This window comes from Mesorhizobium sp. WSM4847 (genome assembly GCF_055811335.1).
In genome coordinates, this window is sequence record NZ_JBVVPY010000027.1 from 21,222 (window position 1) to 37,147 (window position 15,926).

General features: G+C 60.4%; 11 protein-coding genes and 2 pseudogenes. 7 read left to right on the top strand and 6 right to left on the bottom strand.

Annotated features, from left to right (window positions below):
* Positions 1 to 19: 19 nt before the first annotated feature.
* Positions 20 to 640 (top strand): hypothetical protein, encoded by a 621-nt coding sequence (locus AC0L28_RS29020; RefSeq protein WP_473481617.1) that lies wholly within the window; start codon positions 20 to 22, stop codon positions 638 to 640.
* Between the two features lie 22 nt (positions 641 to 662).
* Here the strand turns inward: AC0L28_RS29020 and AC0L28_RS29025 are convergent, their stop codons facing one another.
* Positions 663 to 1,403, bottom strand: a complete 741-nt coding sequence (locus AC0L28_RS29025) for a hypothetical protein (protein ID WP_473481619.1) — start codon at positions 1,401 to 1,403, stop codon at positions 663 to 665.
* A 15-nt stretch (positions 1,404 to 1,418) separates the two neighbouring features.
* Here AC0L28_RS29025 and AC0L28_RS29030 point away from each other — a divergent pair.
* Positions 1,419 to 2,609 (top strand): annotated as a pseudogene (locus tag AC0L28_RS29030) (IS3 family transposase).
* On the opposite strand, the gene AC0L28_RS29035 reads toward AC0L28_RS29030, so the two are convergent.
* A complete protein-coding gene (locus tag AC0L28_RS29035) occupies positions 2,522 to 3,259 on the bottom strand; it encodes a hypothetical protein (protein ID WP_473481621.1) in 738 nt (245 codons plus the stop codon). The pseudogene AC0L28_RS29030 and the gene AC0L28_RS29035 overlap by 88 nt on opposite strands.
* A 127-nt stretch (positions 3,260 to 3,386) precedes the next feature.
* Entirely contained in the window at positions 3,387 to 3,509 is a 123-nt protein-coding gene (locus AC0L28_RS29040; RefSeq protein WP_473481623.1) for a hypothetical protein, read from the bottom strand.
* A gap of 99 nt (positions 3,510 to 3,608) precedes the next feature.
* On the opposite strand from AC0L28_RS29040, the gene AC0L28_RS29045 reads away from it, so the two are divergent.
* On the top strand, positions 3,609 to 4,127 hold the full coding sequence (locus AC0L28_RS29045) for a hypothetical protein (RefSeq protein ID WP_473481625.1): 519 nt from the start codon (positions 3,609 to 3,611) through the stop codon (positions 4,125 to 4,127).
* Positions 4,128 to 5,128: 1,001 nt separating this feature from the next.
* Here the strand turns inward: AC0L28_RS29045 and istA are convergent.
* Positions 5,129 to 5,990 (bottom strand): annotated as a pseudogene (gene istA / locus AC0L28_RS29050) (IS21 family transposase); the annotation flags it as partial.
* A gap of 302 nt (positions 5,991 to 6,292) precedes the next feature.
* Between istA and AC0L28_RS29055 the strand changes: the two are divergent.
* The 4 genes from AC0L28_RS29055 (at position 6,293) to AC0L28_RS29070 (ending at position 12,128) form a co-directional block, all read left to right on the top strand.
* On the top strand, positions 6,293 to 7,546 hold the full coding sequence (locus AC0L28_RS29055; protein ID WP_473481627.1) for a hypothetical protein: 1,254 nt from the start codon (positions 6,293 to 6,295) through the stop codon (positions 7,544 to 7,546).
* A gap of 186 nt (positions 7,547 to 7,732) precedes the next feature.
* Positions 7,733 to 8,860 (top strand): PD-(D/E)XK nuclease family protein, encoded by a 1,128-nt coding sequence (locus AC0L28_RS29060; RefSeq protein WP_473481629.1) that lies wholly within the window; start codon positions 7,733 to 7,735, stop codon positions 8,858 to 8,860.
* The gene (locus AC0L28_RS29065; protein ID WP_473481631.1) at positions 8,857 to 10,881 is read left to right on the top strand and encodes a UvrD-helicase domain-containing protein; all 2,025 of its coding nucleotides are present in this window, start codon (positions 8,857 to 8,859) and stop codon (positions 10,879 to 10,881) included. The genes AC0L28_RS29060 and AC0L28_RS29065 overlap by 4 nt, the downstream gene beginning before the upstream one ends.
* 266 nt (positions 10,882 to 11,147) lie before the next feature.
* Positions 11,148 to 12,128, top strand: a complete 981-nt coding sequence (locus AC0L28_RS29070) for a P-loop NTPase family protein (RefSeq protein ID WP_473481692.1) — start codon at positions 11,148 to 11,150, stop codon at positions 12,126 to 12,128.
* Positions 12,129 to 13,002: 874 nt separating this feature from the next.
* Here AC0L28_RS29070 and AC0L28_RS29075 read toward each other — a convergent pair.
* Positions 13,003 to 14,880: a hypothetical protein gene (locus tag AC0L28_RS29075; RefSeq protein WP_473481633.1), complete on the bottom strand. Its 1,878-nt coding sequence runs from the start codon at positions 14,878 to 14,880 to the stop codon at positions 13,003 to 13,005.
* A gap of 20 nt (positions 14,881 to 14,900) precedes the next feature.
* Positions 14,901 to 15,875, bottom strand: a complete 975-nt coding sequence (locus AC0L28_RS29080) for a cupredoxin domain-containing protein (protein WP_473481635.1) — start codon at positions 15,873 to 15,875, stop codon at positions 14,901 to 14,903.
* Positions 15,876 to 15,926 lie beyond the last annotated feature (51 nt).

Here is a 15,926-nt window from a genome sequence, read left to right on the forward strand (position 1 = left end):
TCATGTATATCATGTCCTCATGGCTGATCCCGTAACTGCCCTGGCCCGGAACAAGAGACGGCGAACACATTATGACCCTCTCGAGGTGCGAACCCTTGACGAGATCGACGACTATTGGGCTGAGACTTCAGTGCGCCGCCGGTACTCTATCCCTCACAGCGACGGGAGTTTCTTTTCCGACGGCTCAGGATATTCCAACGGTGCCGTTGCCGATCTGCGATATGAAATTATCGAACGTGTTCGGGAAACACTCGCAAGGCTTGAAAGCATTGACCTATCTTTGCTCCGCCAAGATGATCCGGCGATAGGTCGTAACAGTGATTTTCTTCCCCATGCCAGCGAGATTGAAGAGGCAATCCGACTCTCCCGGCGTGGTCTAAACGTACTATCTAGCGGCGAGCCTGGAAGGGACACGCTGACGGAATGGCATAACAGCTTCGCTCGGCTCGCCAATGGCTTTGTGACGCGCTCCCTGGGACTGTGCGGTACTTTTCTGGACAGCGGGACTGCCGAAGCAGGCAAAGAATTTGGCAAGGCAATCGGAAAATATGGTGGAATCGCGCTCGTTCTCTATCTCTGCGGCCTGGATTTTCACGGCGTTGCGGCGGCAATCGGCGATCTCATTCTCAAGCTGCCATAGACCGGTCTTTTTAGGCGAATGCCTAATTATCCAGGTATTCGTCCACATGTACCTGGCTCTCGATGACCTTGCCTGGAAGGAAGTACCCGAGTTCCTGGCGCAAATGCTCGGCTTTCTCCATTGCCTCGGAAGACCAGTCTTTGGTGTCGATCAAGACGAAGTCCTCCGACGAGCCTTTTACCCCACGGGCATCCAGCCCGATACCAACGATGTAGCGCTTCTCCGGCTTAACCGCTTTGGCCGCAATGCACCGAGTTTTTAGGTTCCAGGCGCGGTCTGTTCGATAGGCGGCATGATCGCCCCCTTGATCTCCGCGCCCGATATAGAGGACATAGTTCACGTCGGGCTGGCCGGATTCCAGAAGACTTCCTATTGCGTGCTTCCGGGCGGCCGCCGCGCGCTCGAGGATCATGTTGGAAAGGATACGGCGAAAGAGCCTTGTCTCGCCTGCCATTATCCTGACCAGCCGCTCATGGTCGGCCATCTCCATCTCGTTGCCAAACTCCAGCGTCTCTCCAAGATAATGCCCGGTGACATATTCGATGAGCCTATCCCAGAAATAGCTGACCTTGTTTTCTGCGCGAGCGCGAAGGAAAGAAGGATCGGCTTCGACTTTGGGCCAGAGGTTCGGATCGAGGCGGAAAGGCTGCTCCGTCGTCGGAAACGTTCGATTGTTCCAAAGATAGTAGGCCATAAGATCGAGTTCGGATTCGGTGACCTTGCCCCTCTGATCTAATCCGGTTTGAAGTTCGTTCTGGCCCATCGAGAGGACCAGGACATGAAACGCAGCCGCTTCTCTGAAGAGCAGATCATCGGAATTTTGAAGGAACACGAGGCCGGGGTATCGGTTGCCGATCTGTGCCGCAAGCACGGCGTCAGCGACGCCTCGATCTACAACTGGAAGGCCCGCTTCGGCGGGATGGATGTGTCCGAGGCTCGGCGGCTGAAGGCGCTGGAGGACGAGAACACGCGGCTGAAGCGGCTTCTGGCCGACGCCATGCTCGACAATGCCGCGTTGAAGGGTCTTGTGGGAAAGAAATGGTGACGCCCGCGGCCAAGCGGAAAGCTGTCGCTCGCCTGAAGGAAGGCTTCGGGATGAGCGAACGGCGGGGCGTGTAAAGCCATCGGCTGTTGCCGCATGACGGTTCGCTACGAGACCAGCAGGCCGGACGACCGCGAGGTTCGCGAACGGATGAAGGCGATCGCGCAGGAGCGTCGTCGGTTCGGCTACCGGCGTCTTCTCGTGATGCTGAGGCGGGAGGGCCTGGTCGTGAACCACAAGAAGCTGTTCCGGCTTTATCGGGAGGAGAAGCTCGCCGTTCGCCGCCGTGGCGGCCGCAAACGGGCGATCGGGACCAGGGCGCCGATGCTGGTGCCGCTGAGGCCCGACGAGCGCTGGTCGCTTGACTTCGTATCGGACCAGCTCACCGACGGGCGCCGCTTCCGCATCATGGCCGTCGTCGACGACTGCACGAGAGAGTGCCTGGCACTCATCGTTGATACATCTCTCTCGGGCATGCGGGTTGCCCGCGAATTGGACCGGCTCATCACCGAGCGGGGCCGGCCGAGGATGATCGTCAGCGACAATGGCAGCGAGTTCACCTCGAACGCCATCCTCGCCTGGGCGGATCAGAGCCGCGTCGAATGGCATTACATTGCGCCCGGCAAGCCGATGCAGAATGGCTTCATCGAGAGCTTCAACGGCCGACTGCGCGATGAACTGCTCAACGAGACGCTGTTTACCTCGCTGGCTCAGGCACGCGTAGCCATCGCCCTGTGGCACGCCGACTACAACACCGCGCGGCCGCACTCCCAAATCGCCTGGCAGACACCGGCCGAGTTCGCCAGCACCTTCAACCCGCGACGGTCGCTCGCGCTGCGCTATGCCAAAGGCTCCGCGCCAGCGCCCGTCGCTTCACCCGCCCAGCAGGGCACAACCCACGCCGGAAACGAACTCAAAACTGGATAGAAACTGGGGGCAACGTCATCGGCACTGACGAATTGGCCTCCATCAAAGAGAGCCGCTTTGCTGTTAAGGTAGTGAACGAAGTCGGAGATCGTCGACAGCTCGCTAAGTACGATTGTCAGGCTCTCCTCATCGAACACGTGTACCCAGTCGCGGGCCCTGTCAGTGTTTCCCACCGTGAACGGCATCCCGTCGTTCTGAACCGAGGGGTCGATGGCCAGCCGGCGTTTCCCAGTGTCGGCCTGTGCTCGCTCGGCGGCGCCAAGCGCAACGCAGATGCGATGAATTCGCGTGTCCGCTCCGGACGGTAGCGCGAGCGGAAGCGGTGTGGTGCATTTAGCATCGAGGAAGACACGATCCGGATAGCTACGCAGCCATCGCTCGGCCTGGTCGACCTGATGCGCTGAATCGGAAATGGATCTTCGATACCAGCGTGACCAATCCAATGCCGGGTTGCCGGTGTTGGGGTAGCCGCACGATTTGTCGGAGAAAAGGAGAATGTCGCTTCCGAACACCACCAGCAGGTCTGTGAGCTCTTTGGCGGGCTTCTTGAAAAGATTGGGATAGGTCCACAGCTTCAGAAAAGAATGGTCGCACAGGCCGGCGAGAACCTTTTCAGAGTGAGTGAGTCCTTCGGAGCGTTTGAACCGCATAAATCAAGAACTCCACATTTTTCATGCCGAAGACAAGCAGATTGCAGAGTGAAACTGGTGCGGGGCAAGCGGACTCGAACCGTCACGGCTCCCGATCAAATCAGAATCCGCTCGACCTCATCGAGTGTCACGTCATCGCGGCGGCGATCATAGAGCTGCGTCGTGGTGGTAGTGGAATGGATCCCATGTCGCGCGCCTTTTCCAGGGTGCCTCCATTGTTGAGATAGGCGGCAATGCCGGTGCCGCGCATGCTGTGGTTGCCGATCTCCTCGCTATCAGCTATTTGGCATTGACATAAGGTCGCTATCTATACGACATTATGTCGTCAATTGCGCGACAGGAAGATTTCATGACCGAATTAAAAGCCCCCGAAGACGTATTCGACCGTAAGCCAACCCCGGAAGAGCTGACGCAGAAATTCAACACTGCGCTCAGGGAGCTGATGCTCACGCCAGGGGACCTCGCTCACTTCATGGACAAGAACCGTGACTATCGCGACTTCTCAGCGACCATTCGGGCCATTCAACGGATGGTGTCGGGGGAAACCCGCGTCTCCGGCGAGATGATGGTCATCGTGAACATGCTGCTGCGTCAGCATCGCCGGCTCAAAGAGCGCCATCCCGATCTCAAGTGGGAGCGCAATCCGCACGGCACCTATTGGGCACAGGTCGAGGACTGGTACGTCTATATTTCGCCGCAGACGCGCGGCCGTTGGATCCTCTCCTGCAGCCATGGGCAGAGCCCCAAGGATTACAGCCCGCCTTTCGGTCGCTGGCTCGACTCGCTCGAGGAGGCAAAGACCAAGGCCCTTGCTTGCGTCGAAGAAGGCATGAACAACCTGGCCGAGTTTCCCTACCAAACCATCTAGGCTGCCGGACGGCGCCGTCGCTACGCCTAGAACGCGAGTGTCCAGATCTCGGCCGAAGGCACTGTGGCGATGACAATGGGCATCGCTATTTCGCTGGCTGTTGCTGCAAGCGGCATATACTTTGTCATTCACTAGCGGCCTCGCGACCAGAACGCCGACGGCGCGTGGCGGAATGCACCGCTCAACCGCATTCTACGATGAGGGAATTTAGCACCTGTTCTGAGGTCAATTATGGAATCCCCGCTTTTAAGTTCCATCGACCAGATTCTTAGAAAGCAGCAGGAGAATAGGGAAAAGGAGTCCCTAGAACTGCTTCAAAAGCAATGGCAGGAAAATGGCGAACTGACGGACAAGGCAGCTCTTCGCCATGCAGCGTTTTGCTCCCAAGAGTTTCACTCGCGCGTTTTGTCTCTCCATCCCACACGAATTCTGGTCGAGAACTTCAACAACGTGAAACGTGCTTTCGATATTCTCACGCGCTCCCGAGAGGCTTTTATCGAAATCGTCGGAAAATTTCATGCGCGCGTGATGCATGATCATATGGAAACAAGCGATTTCGAGCAGGCGCTGAGTGTTGCTACCAAGGAAGTCTATACCTACTCTATCGCGGCAGTGTCCTTGGTGCAGGCGTACAGGCACCTCCTATCAGGAAATCCCGAAATTAAAGACGAATATGACGCCACACGAATAGAGGTGTTTGGTGATTCTCAGATTGTTAAGTTCTTTTCTCACCTGCGGAACAGCTACAACCATAGCCGAATTTTAATAGCCAGCCCTCATTACACGATAACTCATGGAGACGATAAGGAAGTCATTAGCGGTATCGCTTTCGACAAAGATGCAATACGTAAGAACGACGATTGGCCGCAAGAGACCAAGCCGTTCATTGAGGCCAAGGGGGATTTACAGGTAATCGATTTGATTAATGAGCATTATAAAATGGCAAAGAGGTTCTTTGACATCATAATATTTCGAACCGGGATTTATAAAAACGTCTCTTATCGATTAGCCGGCAGCGGCTTGAGTGTGGGCCGGTCGATCTCATCGAACAGTTGTCGCCGCGTGCAGCCGACACGGCGTAGCACGCGGCGATCGTTCAGATCGGCAAGCAACTCGCCGATCGCCGTGTTGACCTCGGCCAGGCTGTAAAAGACACGATGGCGCAGGCGGCCGAGAAGCCAGCGCTCGACAATCCGCACCGCCGCCTCGACCTTGGCTAGTGGCCGCCGTGGCCGGGTCGGCAGCACCGAACTGCCATAATGCTCGGCCATGCCGGCATAGGTGCGGTTTACCTGCGGGTCGTAGCGGCAGGCCTTGATGATGGCGACCTTGGCAGTCGGGAACCAACAGAGCCGGCGCGCCGCCGAACGCTTCCAGTGCATTGACGTGACACCCCAGCCAGTCCGGAAGTGTCTCACTCCAGCGCGCCTCCGCGTAAGATAGGCTCGAAGCGCCCAACACGGCCACGAACAGATGCGCCTGGCGCGTCTTGCCCCTCAGCCGGTCGACGATCACCGTCACCGTATCGCCGGCATAGTCGACGAAGAGCTTGTCGCCGGCGGCATGGTTCTGCCGCATCGTTACTGGCAGGTTGGATGCCCAGCCCCGGTATAGATCACAAAAGCGGCTATAGCGGTAACCATCGGGCTGGCGAGCGATGTATTCGTCCCACAGGATCTGCAGCGTCACATGCTTGCGCTTCAGCTCGCGGTGCACATGAGCCCAATCCGGCTCCACGCTGCGACGGTGCCCTGTCTTCGTCCCGTTTGCCTTGTAGAGCGCGGCTTCCAGGACCGCGTCGGTGATCTCATCGCCAAGGCCCTCTTCAAATCGATATCTCAAAATCTCGCGGACACGCCGCATCGCCAATCTCTCCGCAGGCATTTCATTCCTTCTCCTGGACAACCCAAAAGAAGGAACATTTCACCAGCAGAGCACCACGCCCATACACCCCTCCAAGGGGGCGGCATCATTTCGGAATCAGGGGGCGGTCAATTCTCGGAACGAGGGGGCGAGATCATTTCGGAATCAGGGGGCGACATCCCTCGGAATTTGCAGAATGAGGTCGCGGACCAGATTTCCGACCCCGACTACCCGTTCGAGGAACAAAGGGGCATTCGATGAAACGCCGGACTGTCGTCATCGAAGGGCCTCTCGCCTTCCGGATGCGCCGGATCGCGGCTGCGCGCCGCGGCGAAACCGGCGCGCAAATCCTCACTATGCCGCAACTGGCCGCCCGCTTGGCCGGCGGCTTTACGCAACCTGCCCGGTCCGAGGACCTCGATCCAGCCATCCGGGCTGCACTCGAAGCCGGAGGGTTTTCCGAGTTAGAAAGTATCCGGCAGCTTCCAGGTATGATCCGTGCCGTCGCACGGACGCTCGCCAAAATCTGGCAGGCCGACCTTTCGCTGCCAATAGGCGACGATCGCAGCGCCCGACTGGCCGATATTGCCGAGATCGAGCAGCGTGTCCGCGCAAACCTACCCGGAGGCGTGTTGACGCCGCGCGACCTTCGCGACGCCGCGCTGAAGCGCCTCGTCCATGCGGCGGCCGTGCTAGGGTCGGTGGAGCTTGACCGCGTCGTCAGCGTTGCCCCGCTCTGGCACCCTCTGCTTCAGGCCCTCAATGAGACGGTGCCCCTCTCCTGGCACAGTCCCGGCGCCCAGGACGTCAGCTGGTTCCCGGGCGAGATCACGACTGACCGGCGCCCAGCAGCTGTCGCCATGGAGATGGTGTCTTGCGCCAATCCTGCTGCTGAAGTGGTGGAGGCGCTACGCTGGATGCGCGAACTCATCGCATCCGGTCAGGCGAGACCCGAAGAAATTGCGATTTGCGCCACCTCGACCGGGGAATGGGACGAGCACTTTCTCATGCTGGCAGCGGACGCCGACCTGCCGCTGCATTTCTCGCACGGTGTGCTGGCACTCGCGTCGCGCGAAGGCCAGGCTTGTGGCACACTTGCCGACGTTCTCTTGAATGGCCTCAGTCAGGATCGCCTGCGCCGGCTCTTTAGTCACGCCGCAGGCCGGAGCCGCGCCTTGCAAAACTTGCCGCGGAACTGGGCGCTTGGATTGCAACCTGGTGCCGCTCTCTTCGAACTCGATCAATGGCTTCGCGCGCTGGACGAAGCGAGCCGGCTTCGAACCGAGGGCATCGATCCCAGGCCGATCCTGACGCCCGTCCTCGAAATGCTGGCCAACGGCCCGGCGGCGGCCGAGCAGGCTGGCTTGATGCTGCTGGAAACCTCCGCTCGCGCGCTCTGGAGTGAAGCACTGCGGCGCGCGCCTGCCGAGGCGCTGGAATTCTCTCTGCAGGAGCTTCGCTTACCCGATGGCCGCGATCCCGGCGCCTGTGCCGTGTGGTGTCCGGCGAGTCATCTCGCCGCCGCACCTCGCGCCGCGCTGCCGAAGATCCGTTGATCCCAAGCCATGTTTTGTGCCGTGGCACACTCGATCCTGAATCCTGTCACCGCGCAGGACCGACGTGCGTTCCAGGTAATCACGGTCCAGGCATCCGGTGGCTGTATCCTGTCGAGGAGCCGCCGGAACGCCCAGGGCGGCCTCCTCGCGGCCAGTCCGCTCGTGCCGCAAGGAGCCCGTGTTCAAGTGCTGAAGCGGTCGCGAATCCCAGCGCACGCGTTCAGCGAGGCCGATCGTCTGCTCGCCCGGCGGGACGAGGCCGTGGGCTCGCCGGCGCTGGCGGCGGCTGACGCGTGCTGGCGCGACTGGCGAAATCCTGCGATCACCGCCCATGATGGACGGACGAGGGCCGATCATCCAGTCATCGCACGCGCCATCGATGCGATTCAGTCCGCGACATCGCTGCGTCTCATGCTCCGCGATCCGCTCGCCTTCGTGTGGCGCTATTCATTGGGCTGGCGGTCGGTGGTAGAAGACGATCAGCCGCTGACACTCGATGCGCGTGCCTATGGCGATCTCGTGCATGAGCTCCTCAAGCGGACCGTCGATACGCTCGAGCCCAGGCCGGGCTATTCCCGCGCCGCAGGGCACGAGATCGAGGCCGCTCTGACAGAGGCGGCGACGACGGTCAGTGCAGAGTGGCCGCTAAAGCGATCCGTGCCGCCGTTGCTGCTGTGGCGGCACACCGTGGACGCTGCTGGCCAGCTCGCGCTCAAAACCTTGACGCTTGACGAGACGTTCCAGCCGGGCACCCGCAGCTGGACCGAGCTGGCCTTCGGCCGTGCCGACGAGGCAGTTGCAACGACGGGCGATCTTCCCTGGGATCCGACTGTGCCGGTTGAAATCACCGGAACCACGGTTCGGGTCAAGGGCAGCATCGACCGGCTCGATATCACCGCCGCAGGAAACGCCGTTCGCGTCTCGGACTACAAGACGGGTGCATCGCCAAAGAAGGCCGATCAGATCGTGCTCGGGGGCGGCGCCGAGCTCCAGCGCGTCATCTATGCGCTGGCAGCGCGCCAACTCGTGCCGGACAACCCGCGCGTCGTCGCCCGCCTCATCTACCTCGGCAGCGAGCCGCGGGTCTACAAACTGCCCGACGTCGATCAGGCAATCGCGGAAATCGCAGACCATGTGACGGCGGCCGGCGTCCTTTTGCGGCAGGGCAGGGCCTTGCCCGGTCCGGACGCGCGCGAGAACTGGAACGACTTCCGGCTGGCGCTTCCGGCATCGCCGACAGCGTACTTTCAGATCAAACAGTCGGCGCTGAGCCGCGCCTTCGACGATTTTGCGCGCGTCTGGAGTTGCCGGTGATCCAATTGGCGGACAGTCTCGCGCGCCGGCGGGCTCTGACTGAACTTGACTCGACTTTGCTCGTCGAAGCGGCGGCTGGCACCGGCAAGACCGCCCTGATGGCGGGGCGCGTGACGATGCTGCTTGCGCGTGGCGCCCAACCCGATGAGATAGCGGCCATCACTTTTACTGAGTTGGCGGCCAGCGAGCTGTCAGTGCGCGTACATCGCTACGTCAACGAGCTTCTGGCCGAACGCGTGCCGGCTCCATTGCGCGAAGCGCTGCCCAAAGGTCTCGACGCGCCTCAGCGGCACGCAATGTCCGCCGCCGCTGCCAAACTCGACGAACTTACGACCGCAACGATCCACGCCTTCTGTCAGACCATCATCTCAAGCTACGCGGTCGAGGCTGATATTGATCCAGGCGCGCAGATGCTCGATGCGGTCCAGGCCGCCGCTGCGTTTGACTCCGTATTCGAGCAATGGCTCAAACGGCGGCTCAACAGTCCGGAGCGGCCAGGCGATCCGATCGTAGTCTTGTCGCGCCAAGACCCCCGCCGCGTTGTCTCCACCCTTCAGGAACTCGCGCGCTTTCGTCTCAAGCATCGTGATGCGCGGGCACTGCCTGCCGACCTCACCGGCCGCCCGGATATCGACCTGGTCGAAGCGGTCGCGGATTTCCGGCACTGGATAGCCGCTCAACCCGTCGAGCCCAAAACGCTCGAGCTGGTGGGCGAGCTCGAGACGCTGGCAAACTTTTACGCCGGCAGTTTTGAGGCGCCGCCCGATTTTCCCCGGCTCTGGGCACTCGCCCATCCGATTCGACTTTCCTGCATGCGAAAGAACACATTCGATCTAATCAGGCCAAGACGAAAATCGGCCTGGGAAAAGGTCGCCGGGAAGGATCTGGGTAGCCAACTCAGTGAGAAGGCCGGCCAATACTTCGACCGGGTCGACCATTGCTACCGGGTGGTGCTCGGCCGGATTGCCACTGCGCTTGTGGCAGGCCTGTCCGATGAGCTCGACGAGGTGCTTGACGACTACGCCGCCTTCAAACGCGCCGCGGCCGTCCTTGATTTCGATGACCTTCTGGAGCGGGCGCAGGCCCTTGTCCGCGACCACGAAGCGGTGCGCCGCGCTCTCGGGACCCGCTACCGGCATATCTTCGTGGACGAGTTCCAAGACACAGATCCCATCCAGTCCGAAATCCTGTTTCTGATCGCCGCTGAAGATCGCGCGACGCGATGGCAGGACAGCGTATTGAGGCCTGGAGCGCTCTTCATGGTCGGCGACCCGAAACAGGCCATTTACCGGTTCCGCGGCGCCGATGTCGGATCTTATGCGCAGGCGCGTGCCGCAATCGAGCGGCGGTGGCCGGACAACATCATCCAGATCACCGCAAATTTCCGCTCTCGACCGGACATTCTTACCCATGTCAACCGCTGTTTCGAGACGCCACTTTCTGGTGTCGGGCAACCTGGCTATGTGGCGCTCACGGCGACCATCGATCCCCCCACCCACGATCTTCCGTGTGCGGCCAGGATTACCGTCGACGTCCCGCCCAATTCGCGGTCAGAGTACATCCGCGATGCCGAGGCAGAAGTCGTCGCTGAACTCTGCATGCGGCTCATCGGCAATCTGCACGTTCGCGACGACGACGGCTTGATGGTTCCGCTCACCGCCGGCGGAATAGCCCTGCTTGCGCCGACAGGCACTGAACTGTGGCGCTATGAACGCGCGCTTGAACAACGAGCCCTGCCGATCGCGTCCCAAGCGGGCAAGGGCCTGTTCCGACGTCAGGAGGTGCAGGATATGCTCGCCCTGGCTCGCGTGCTCGCCGACGCCGGCGACAGCCTGGCCTTCGGCGCGCTGATGCGAGGCCCCCTTGTCGGACTGACCGAGGAAGAGCTGCTCGATATCACCGCGGCTTTGCCCCAAAACCCCGATCGTCCGCACGCGGTTCCGCGATTCTCGTTGTTGACCGACCTGAGCGACGTCACGCATCCGATTGCGCGTCGGACACTTTCGGTCCTGCAGACCTGAGATGGAAATCGAGAGCGACGACACCAGCGCTGCTGCTCGCCGAAGCAGCGGAGTGGCTGGCCGTTCGACCTATTCTTGCCGCGCGCGAAGGTGATCGCAGCGCCCGCGCGGCTGCGAACGTAGAAGCTTTTCTCGAACGTGCGCGGCCTTACGGCGTCACCGGTCTCAAGCGGTTCGTCCGTGACATCACCAGGGATTGGAGTCAGGGAGTTCCGTCCAACGAGGGCCGGGTTGATGCCGAAGGCGACGCCATCGAGATCATCACCATCCACAGCGCGAAGGGGCTGGAATGGCCGGTGGTGATTCCGGTCAACACAGCCACCTTGCTCCGCTCGCGCGAGCCGTTCGTGCATCGCGCGTCCGATAACACGCTGCACTGGCTCATAGGCGATGTCGTCCCGCCCGATCTTCTGCTGGCACTCGCGTCAGATGATGAAAGCCTTGCCCGTGAACGCGAGCCCCTTTGGTATGTCGCATGCACTCGCGCTCGCGAGCTCCTCCTCGTCCCAGAGCTGCCGCAGGCGGAGCAAAGATCCTGGGCGCGGATCGTCGACTTGGCGCACCATGACCTCCCGCTGCTGGATCTCTCGCGTTTCGAACCGGCACCGCGCCCTGCCGCGGCCGATCTGCCAAACGGACAGACGCCGGACATCTTCGCGACAGAGCGCGCCGCCATTGCCGCTGCCGCCGTCCCGCTCTCGTGGCTTCAGCCGAGCAACCAGGATCCCGATCGCGTTCCCATGACCGAAGCCATCTCGATCGGCTCCGGCGACACTCCGGAGACGGAGCTGCCGATTGGAGCAGGACGTGTCCGAGGCCTCATCCTGCATAAGGTGATGGAGGAGGTCCTGACTGGCGAACTTGGTGAAGACCTCGTCGGGTTCGCCGATCGCGCCCGGGAGCTTATCGCAGAGCTGGTGGTCGATCGCGAAGACGAGGTCGATCTTCCCGAAGCCGAGGAAATCGCCTCGACCGCCTGGAGAACCCTACATCTCCCGGAGATCGCCGCCCTGCGACCGGGCCTCGTTCCAGAGTGGCCGATCTACGCGTTGCTCGCCGATGCGAGCGAGCCACAGCGCTTGCCGGCCGGATTGACGCCGTCGCATTGGACGAGGGTCGCGCCTCGGTCGTTCTCGATTGGAAAAGTGACATCGCGCCGACGGAAGAAGACATGCGAATTCACGCGGGCCAACTCGAGGACTACTTGCGAACAACCGGGGCTCGCCGCGGCGCGTTGGTCTATATGACCCCTGGCACTGTGCGGTGGGTGGAGCCAGGTGTCCGCGCTGATTGAACCCGTGACGTGTCAAATTCACGCCCTTCATCAAAGGCGACCTTTGTCTCCTGCACGGTGAATGGCCGCTTCGCGCCCAATCTTGGCCGCTCAGAGATTTTTACCGGCCACCGAGAAGCGGACATTGAGTCTTGATCAAACCAGTGTTTTGCTTGGCGGAATGCGATGCAGGCGAACGCGCCTCTCTGAGCGTGTCACGTCGCCACCTCGATGACTATGCGGTCCAACCTGGCATGATCCTCCGACTCCGGGCTCAGCGGCGGCGTCAGCCGGCGCAAAAACGAGGACACTGTCCGTGACAGCGGCGAAGGACACACTACCAACTGAGACAAACGGGCGTTGTTGCTGGCAAACAGACCGCCGCGACCGGCCTGCTTCGATCCGGTATTTAACCCCCTTAAGTGGAGGTTCATACTCACCAGCCACGATATCTCACTAAAAAGATGAACTACTTTGACGGCGGAAGCCAGTAACGGCGGCGGCCGCTTCTGACGGTAAGTTGAAATGGCGAGGTGACGAGGTCACGGCAGCCGCAAAGTCAGATGATGTGATCGCGCTGAGCGCACGATCGGCTGCTGCGCGTTGCTGACACTTTTCGGATGCAAGCTGGCCAAACCTCCATTGTGAAAATCATTTGCCATCCTGGCCGGCATACGCACCGAGCGGCCAAAAGCTCACTGTCCTGCAGCCATTGAAATAAATCTAGCCGGCGATGGTATCGCGCCGATCGCGCTGCGGAATTCCTGACCATCAGCTCGTTTTGCGTTGCCGTGCGTCTGATCGCGGTCAGACGCACGGTAGCCCGCACTGTGAGATCAGCCTGCTACTCAATGCGCACGCCTTGTCTGCACAAACGCGCCAGGGACGCGCTGCTCCAAGCGACGGGCCTCGGCAATTGTCGCATGGACTCTTTCAAATGCGGACTGCGCGCTCTCGGATGCGTTGGCCTTCGCGGTCTCATCGGCCGCCGCTGCAACGGGTGCGGCCCCGGCTTTGCTTTGGAAATTCGTGAGGATATTCTCCACGAACCTCATGTTGCGCAGTGGCGACTGCATAGCACTGGGGGTAGCCGCGTCGGAAGATGCGGCTGCAACCGCCGTTTCAACTGCCGGTGACACACCACACAGATGGCGCGCCATTACATATCGCCGGAAGGGCAGAAAGCGCTCCGACAACGCTTCGGAGATTTCATGCTTTTCGTCGATATGCACGAATGGCAGCGTTGATGGCCACACCGTTGCGGAGTGATTGGGTGCAAAGATCGCATCTCGCGCCGCGGTCATATGGCATCCACCGCACGTTGCGGCGCCTGCCCTATTGAGGAGCGCCGTTTCGTCGACAACCTGGTCTACGGCGTTGCCTGTCTGAAACTGCAAGAGCGCGGTTATCAGCCGACGCATATCGGCCCCCGCTATCGCAGAAACTTCGTCTACTTCGTCGGACGAACTTTGATATTCGTCGAACATGTCCGTATCGCCGAGCGCGATCGTATTCATCAGCACGGAGTCCGGGGTCACCGCCGAAGCGCCAAGATCGAAGCGCGATAGGCCGGCGACGAGTTGTTGATGTTGCAGCGTCGTTTCGGCCAGAAGATTGCTGAAGTACTCCAAAGAAAACCGTTGGAAGAACTGCCCGTGCGAGAGCGATAGCAACGCTCCAGGGTTGATCGCCGCAAGCTCAGAATTTGTCGCAAATTCGTCGCTGTAGAGTTCGGCGAGCGGATTGTCGTTTACAGGGTTTGGTACAAAGGCAATCCCATTCGGCTCGGGTCGGAAGGTTTTCTGCACAAGCCATTCACGCAGCTGCCAAACATCGGCGTCGAGAAATTGATTGCTGCGCACTTGGCCGCGCACGCCGTCCCCCCCAAGATTGCTGAAGCTGATGATAGGATCGCCGAATTTGACGCCTCCAGCCTCCCCATCATAATACAACGCAGCGAGACGCTTGGCGCGCTCGGTCGTGTCCAAAACGTTCCCCAAACCGGCCCAAAACTCTGTGAGCACTCTGCAGCCCTGCTCTCCGGCGCCTGGGTTGGGTACCGCCGCTTCAAAGATCACAAAGAACCGGTGGAAAACGTCAGGCGGATTGCGCCGAGCATAGACGATCCGGTATTCGCCACAATGTACCCAATCGGTCGGTGCGAGGTCGAAACGATTGAACAGTCCGACTGGAACCAGGCCGACGTCGCTCGTTTCATCCAGCAGCGCGGCAGGGCTGAGGTCATGTTCGGCCTGCCGGTCGTCCACCGGCATCAATACGCCTGACTTGCGATTTACCCGAGCGTCGTCCGTATCGTTACTCGTGACGCCGAAAGAATCCAGCATGGTCTGAACCAACGCCTCGCGATTGGCCGCTGTGTCCGCCATTCCCGCGCTCGTCAACAGCGCGCCGATGGTGCGCTTGAAGGAGAATAATCGTTCGGTCTCGCTGCCGCCCGGATAGGAGATGCCGGCCTGTCCGAAAGTCGTGTTCAAGACATCGGCGCTGCGCTCCAGCATCGCCGGCTCGACGGCAAAGGTTGGGGTAAGCGTGTCGCCGCTCGCGGTACAGAACTGCGCTGGCGCTTGCGCAAACCCACTGCCAGGCAGTGTCACCGCACTCAGCGTCAACGCGATGCACGCGAAGCGCCGAGCCAAAGTGACAATCTTGCCTGGCTGCAGAATGCCGAGTGGTGGGTCGAAGATGTGTGCATTGAAGCTGGTCATCATTGCCTCCCTATCGCATCTCAAATCGTTGGCAGACGCAGCAGAAGGTTTCTGCCACCTTTGACCTTGATTGTCGGAAATCGTTGGCCATTGATGGGAAACAGCCACGCAGAGTTCTCGTCGGGTTGACAAAACCCCTTGCGCAGATGCGCTTCGGTTTTCTCAACGCCGTCCTTCCAAACGTTGCACTTGTCGCCGCGGGGAAAGTCATGGGGATTCCACTTCGCGGCCGAGCCATTGGCCCCCTTCGGAGGCGCTCCAATGTTGCGAAGGACGATGTCGCGCAACAGCGCGCAGCGGACATCGGTGCGCTCCTTCAATGTCGCGGTATCGGCCTCCACGCCGCTGGCGGCTCGAACGTTGGCGGTCGCTTCACCGACGGAAAGCAAGCCTGACATTCCACCCGCGACTTGGCCGGACGAGATTCCGTGCAAATGGGAGTGGTACCAGTTTAGGCCAAGCGGATGTGGGATGTAGCCTTCACGCTCGAGTACGCGAGCGTCAAGTTGCCCCTCCCCAGGTATGGGAACTTCAAAATGGAAGTTGTTGTCCGCCCCATTCTCGTCCATGCCGGCATTCAGGTGCACAAAAACATTGTCGCCTGTTCCCAACTCCGCCGGCATTGGGCGCGCATTATTGGGAGACACGATTCCTCCATGGAAGTAATGGTAATTGGTCGTATTGCTGTTTGCATGATCGTGGGCGTCTGCCCCGCCATCTCGAGGCTTGAGAAGATTGATGAGGTGCGCCTTAACGGTGTCGCCGGGCATCGCCTCAACGACCGGGGTGAGATAATTATCATTGTAATTTTCTGTGGTAACCTTGTAATTGCCGACTTCAATAGATGAAGTTTTCGCCTTCAGTTTCAATTTGATTGCGTTCCCTCCTCCTTCGAGAGGAGCGACGGAGCAAGTCTCACCAAGTGAAGTCTCGGCTGCAGTCGTCGCGGAGCAGATAGCCGGCTGAGCAAGTTCCGGCGAGACATCGTCGGCCATTGCGGCAGCCCCAACCAGCAACCAGCATATGCCAGCTAGTTTCACGTTCCG

Bases quoted from the DNA above. Each gene is read 5' to 3' on its own strand.
- AC0L28_RS29020 (WP_473481617.1), top strand. From the start codon at position 20: ATGGCTGATCCCGTAACTGCCCTGGCCCGGAACAAGAGACGGCGAACA.
- AC0L28_RS29025 (WP_473481619.1), bottom strand. From the start codon at position 1,403: ATGGGCCAGAACGAACTTCAAACCGGATTAGATCAGAGGGGCAAGGTC.
- AC0L28_RS29035 (WP_473481621.1), bottom strand. From the start codon at position 3,259: ATGCGGTTCAAACGCTCCGAAGGACTCACTCACTCTGAAAAGGTTCTC.
- AC0L28_RS29040 (WP_473481623.1), bottom strand. From the start codon at position 3,509: ATGCGCGGCACCGGCATTGCCGCCTATCTCAACAATGGAGGCACCCTG.
- AC0L28_RS29045 (WP_473481625.1), top strand. From the start codon at position 3,609: ATGACCGAATTAAAAGCCCCCGAAGACGTATTCGACCGTAAGCCAACC.
- AC0L28_RS29055 (WP_473481627.1), top strand. From the start codon at position 6,293: ATGCGCCGGATCGCGGCTGCGCGCCGCGGCGAAACCGGCGCGCAAATC.
- AC0L28_RS29075 (WP_473481633.1), bottom strand. From the start codon at position 14,880: ATGACCAGCTTCAATGCACACATCTTCGACCCACCACTCGGCATTCTG.
- AC0L28_RS29080 (WP_473481635.1), bottom strand. From the start codon at position 15,875: ATGGCCGACGATGTCTCGCCGGAACTTGCTCAGCCGGCTATCTGCTCC.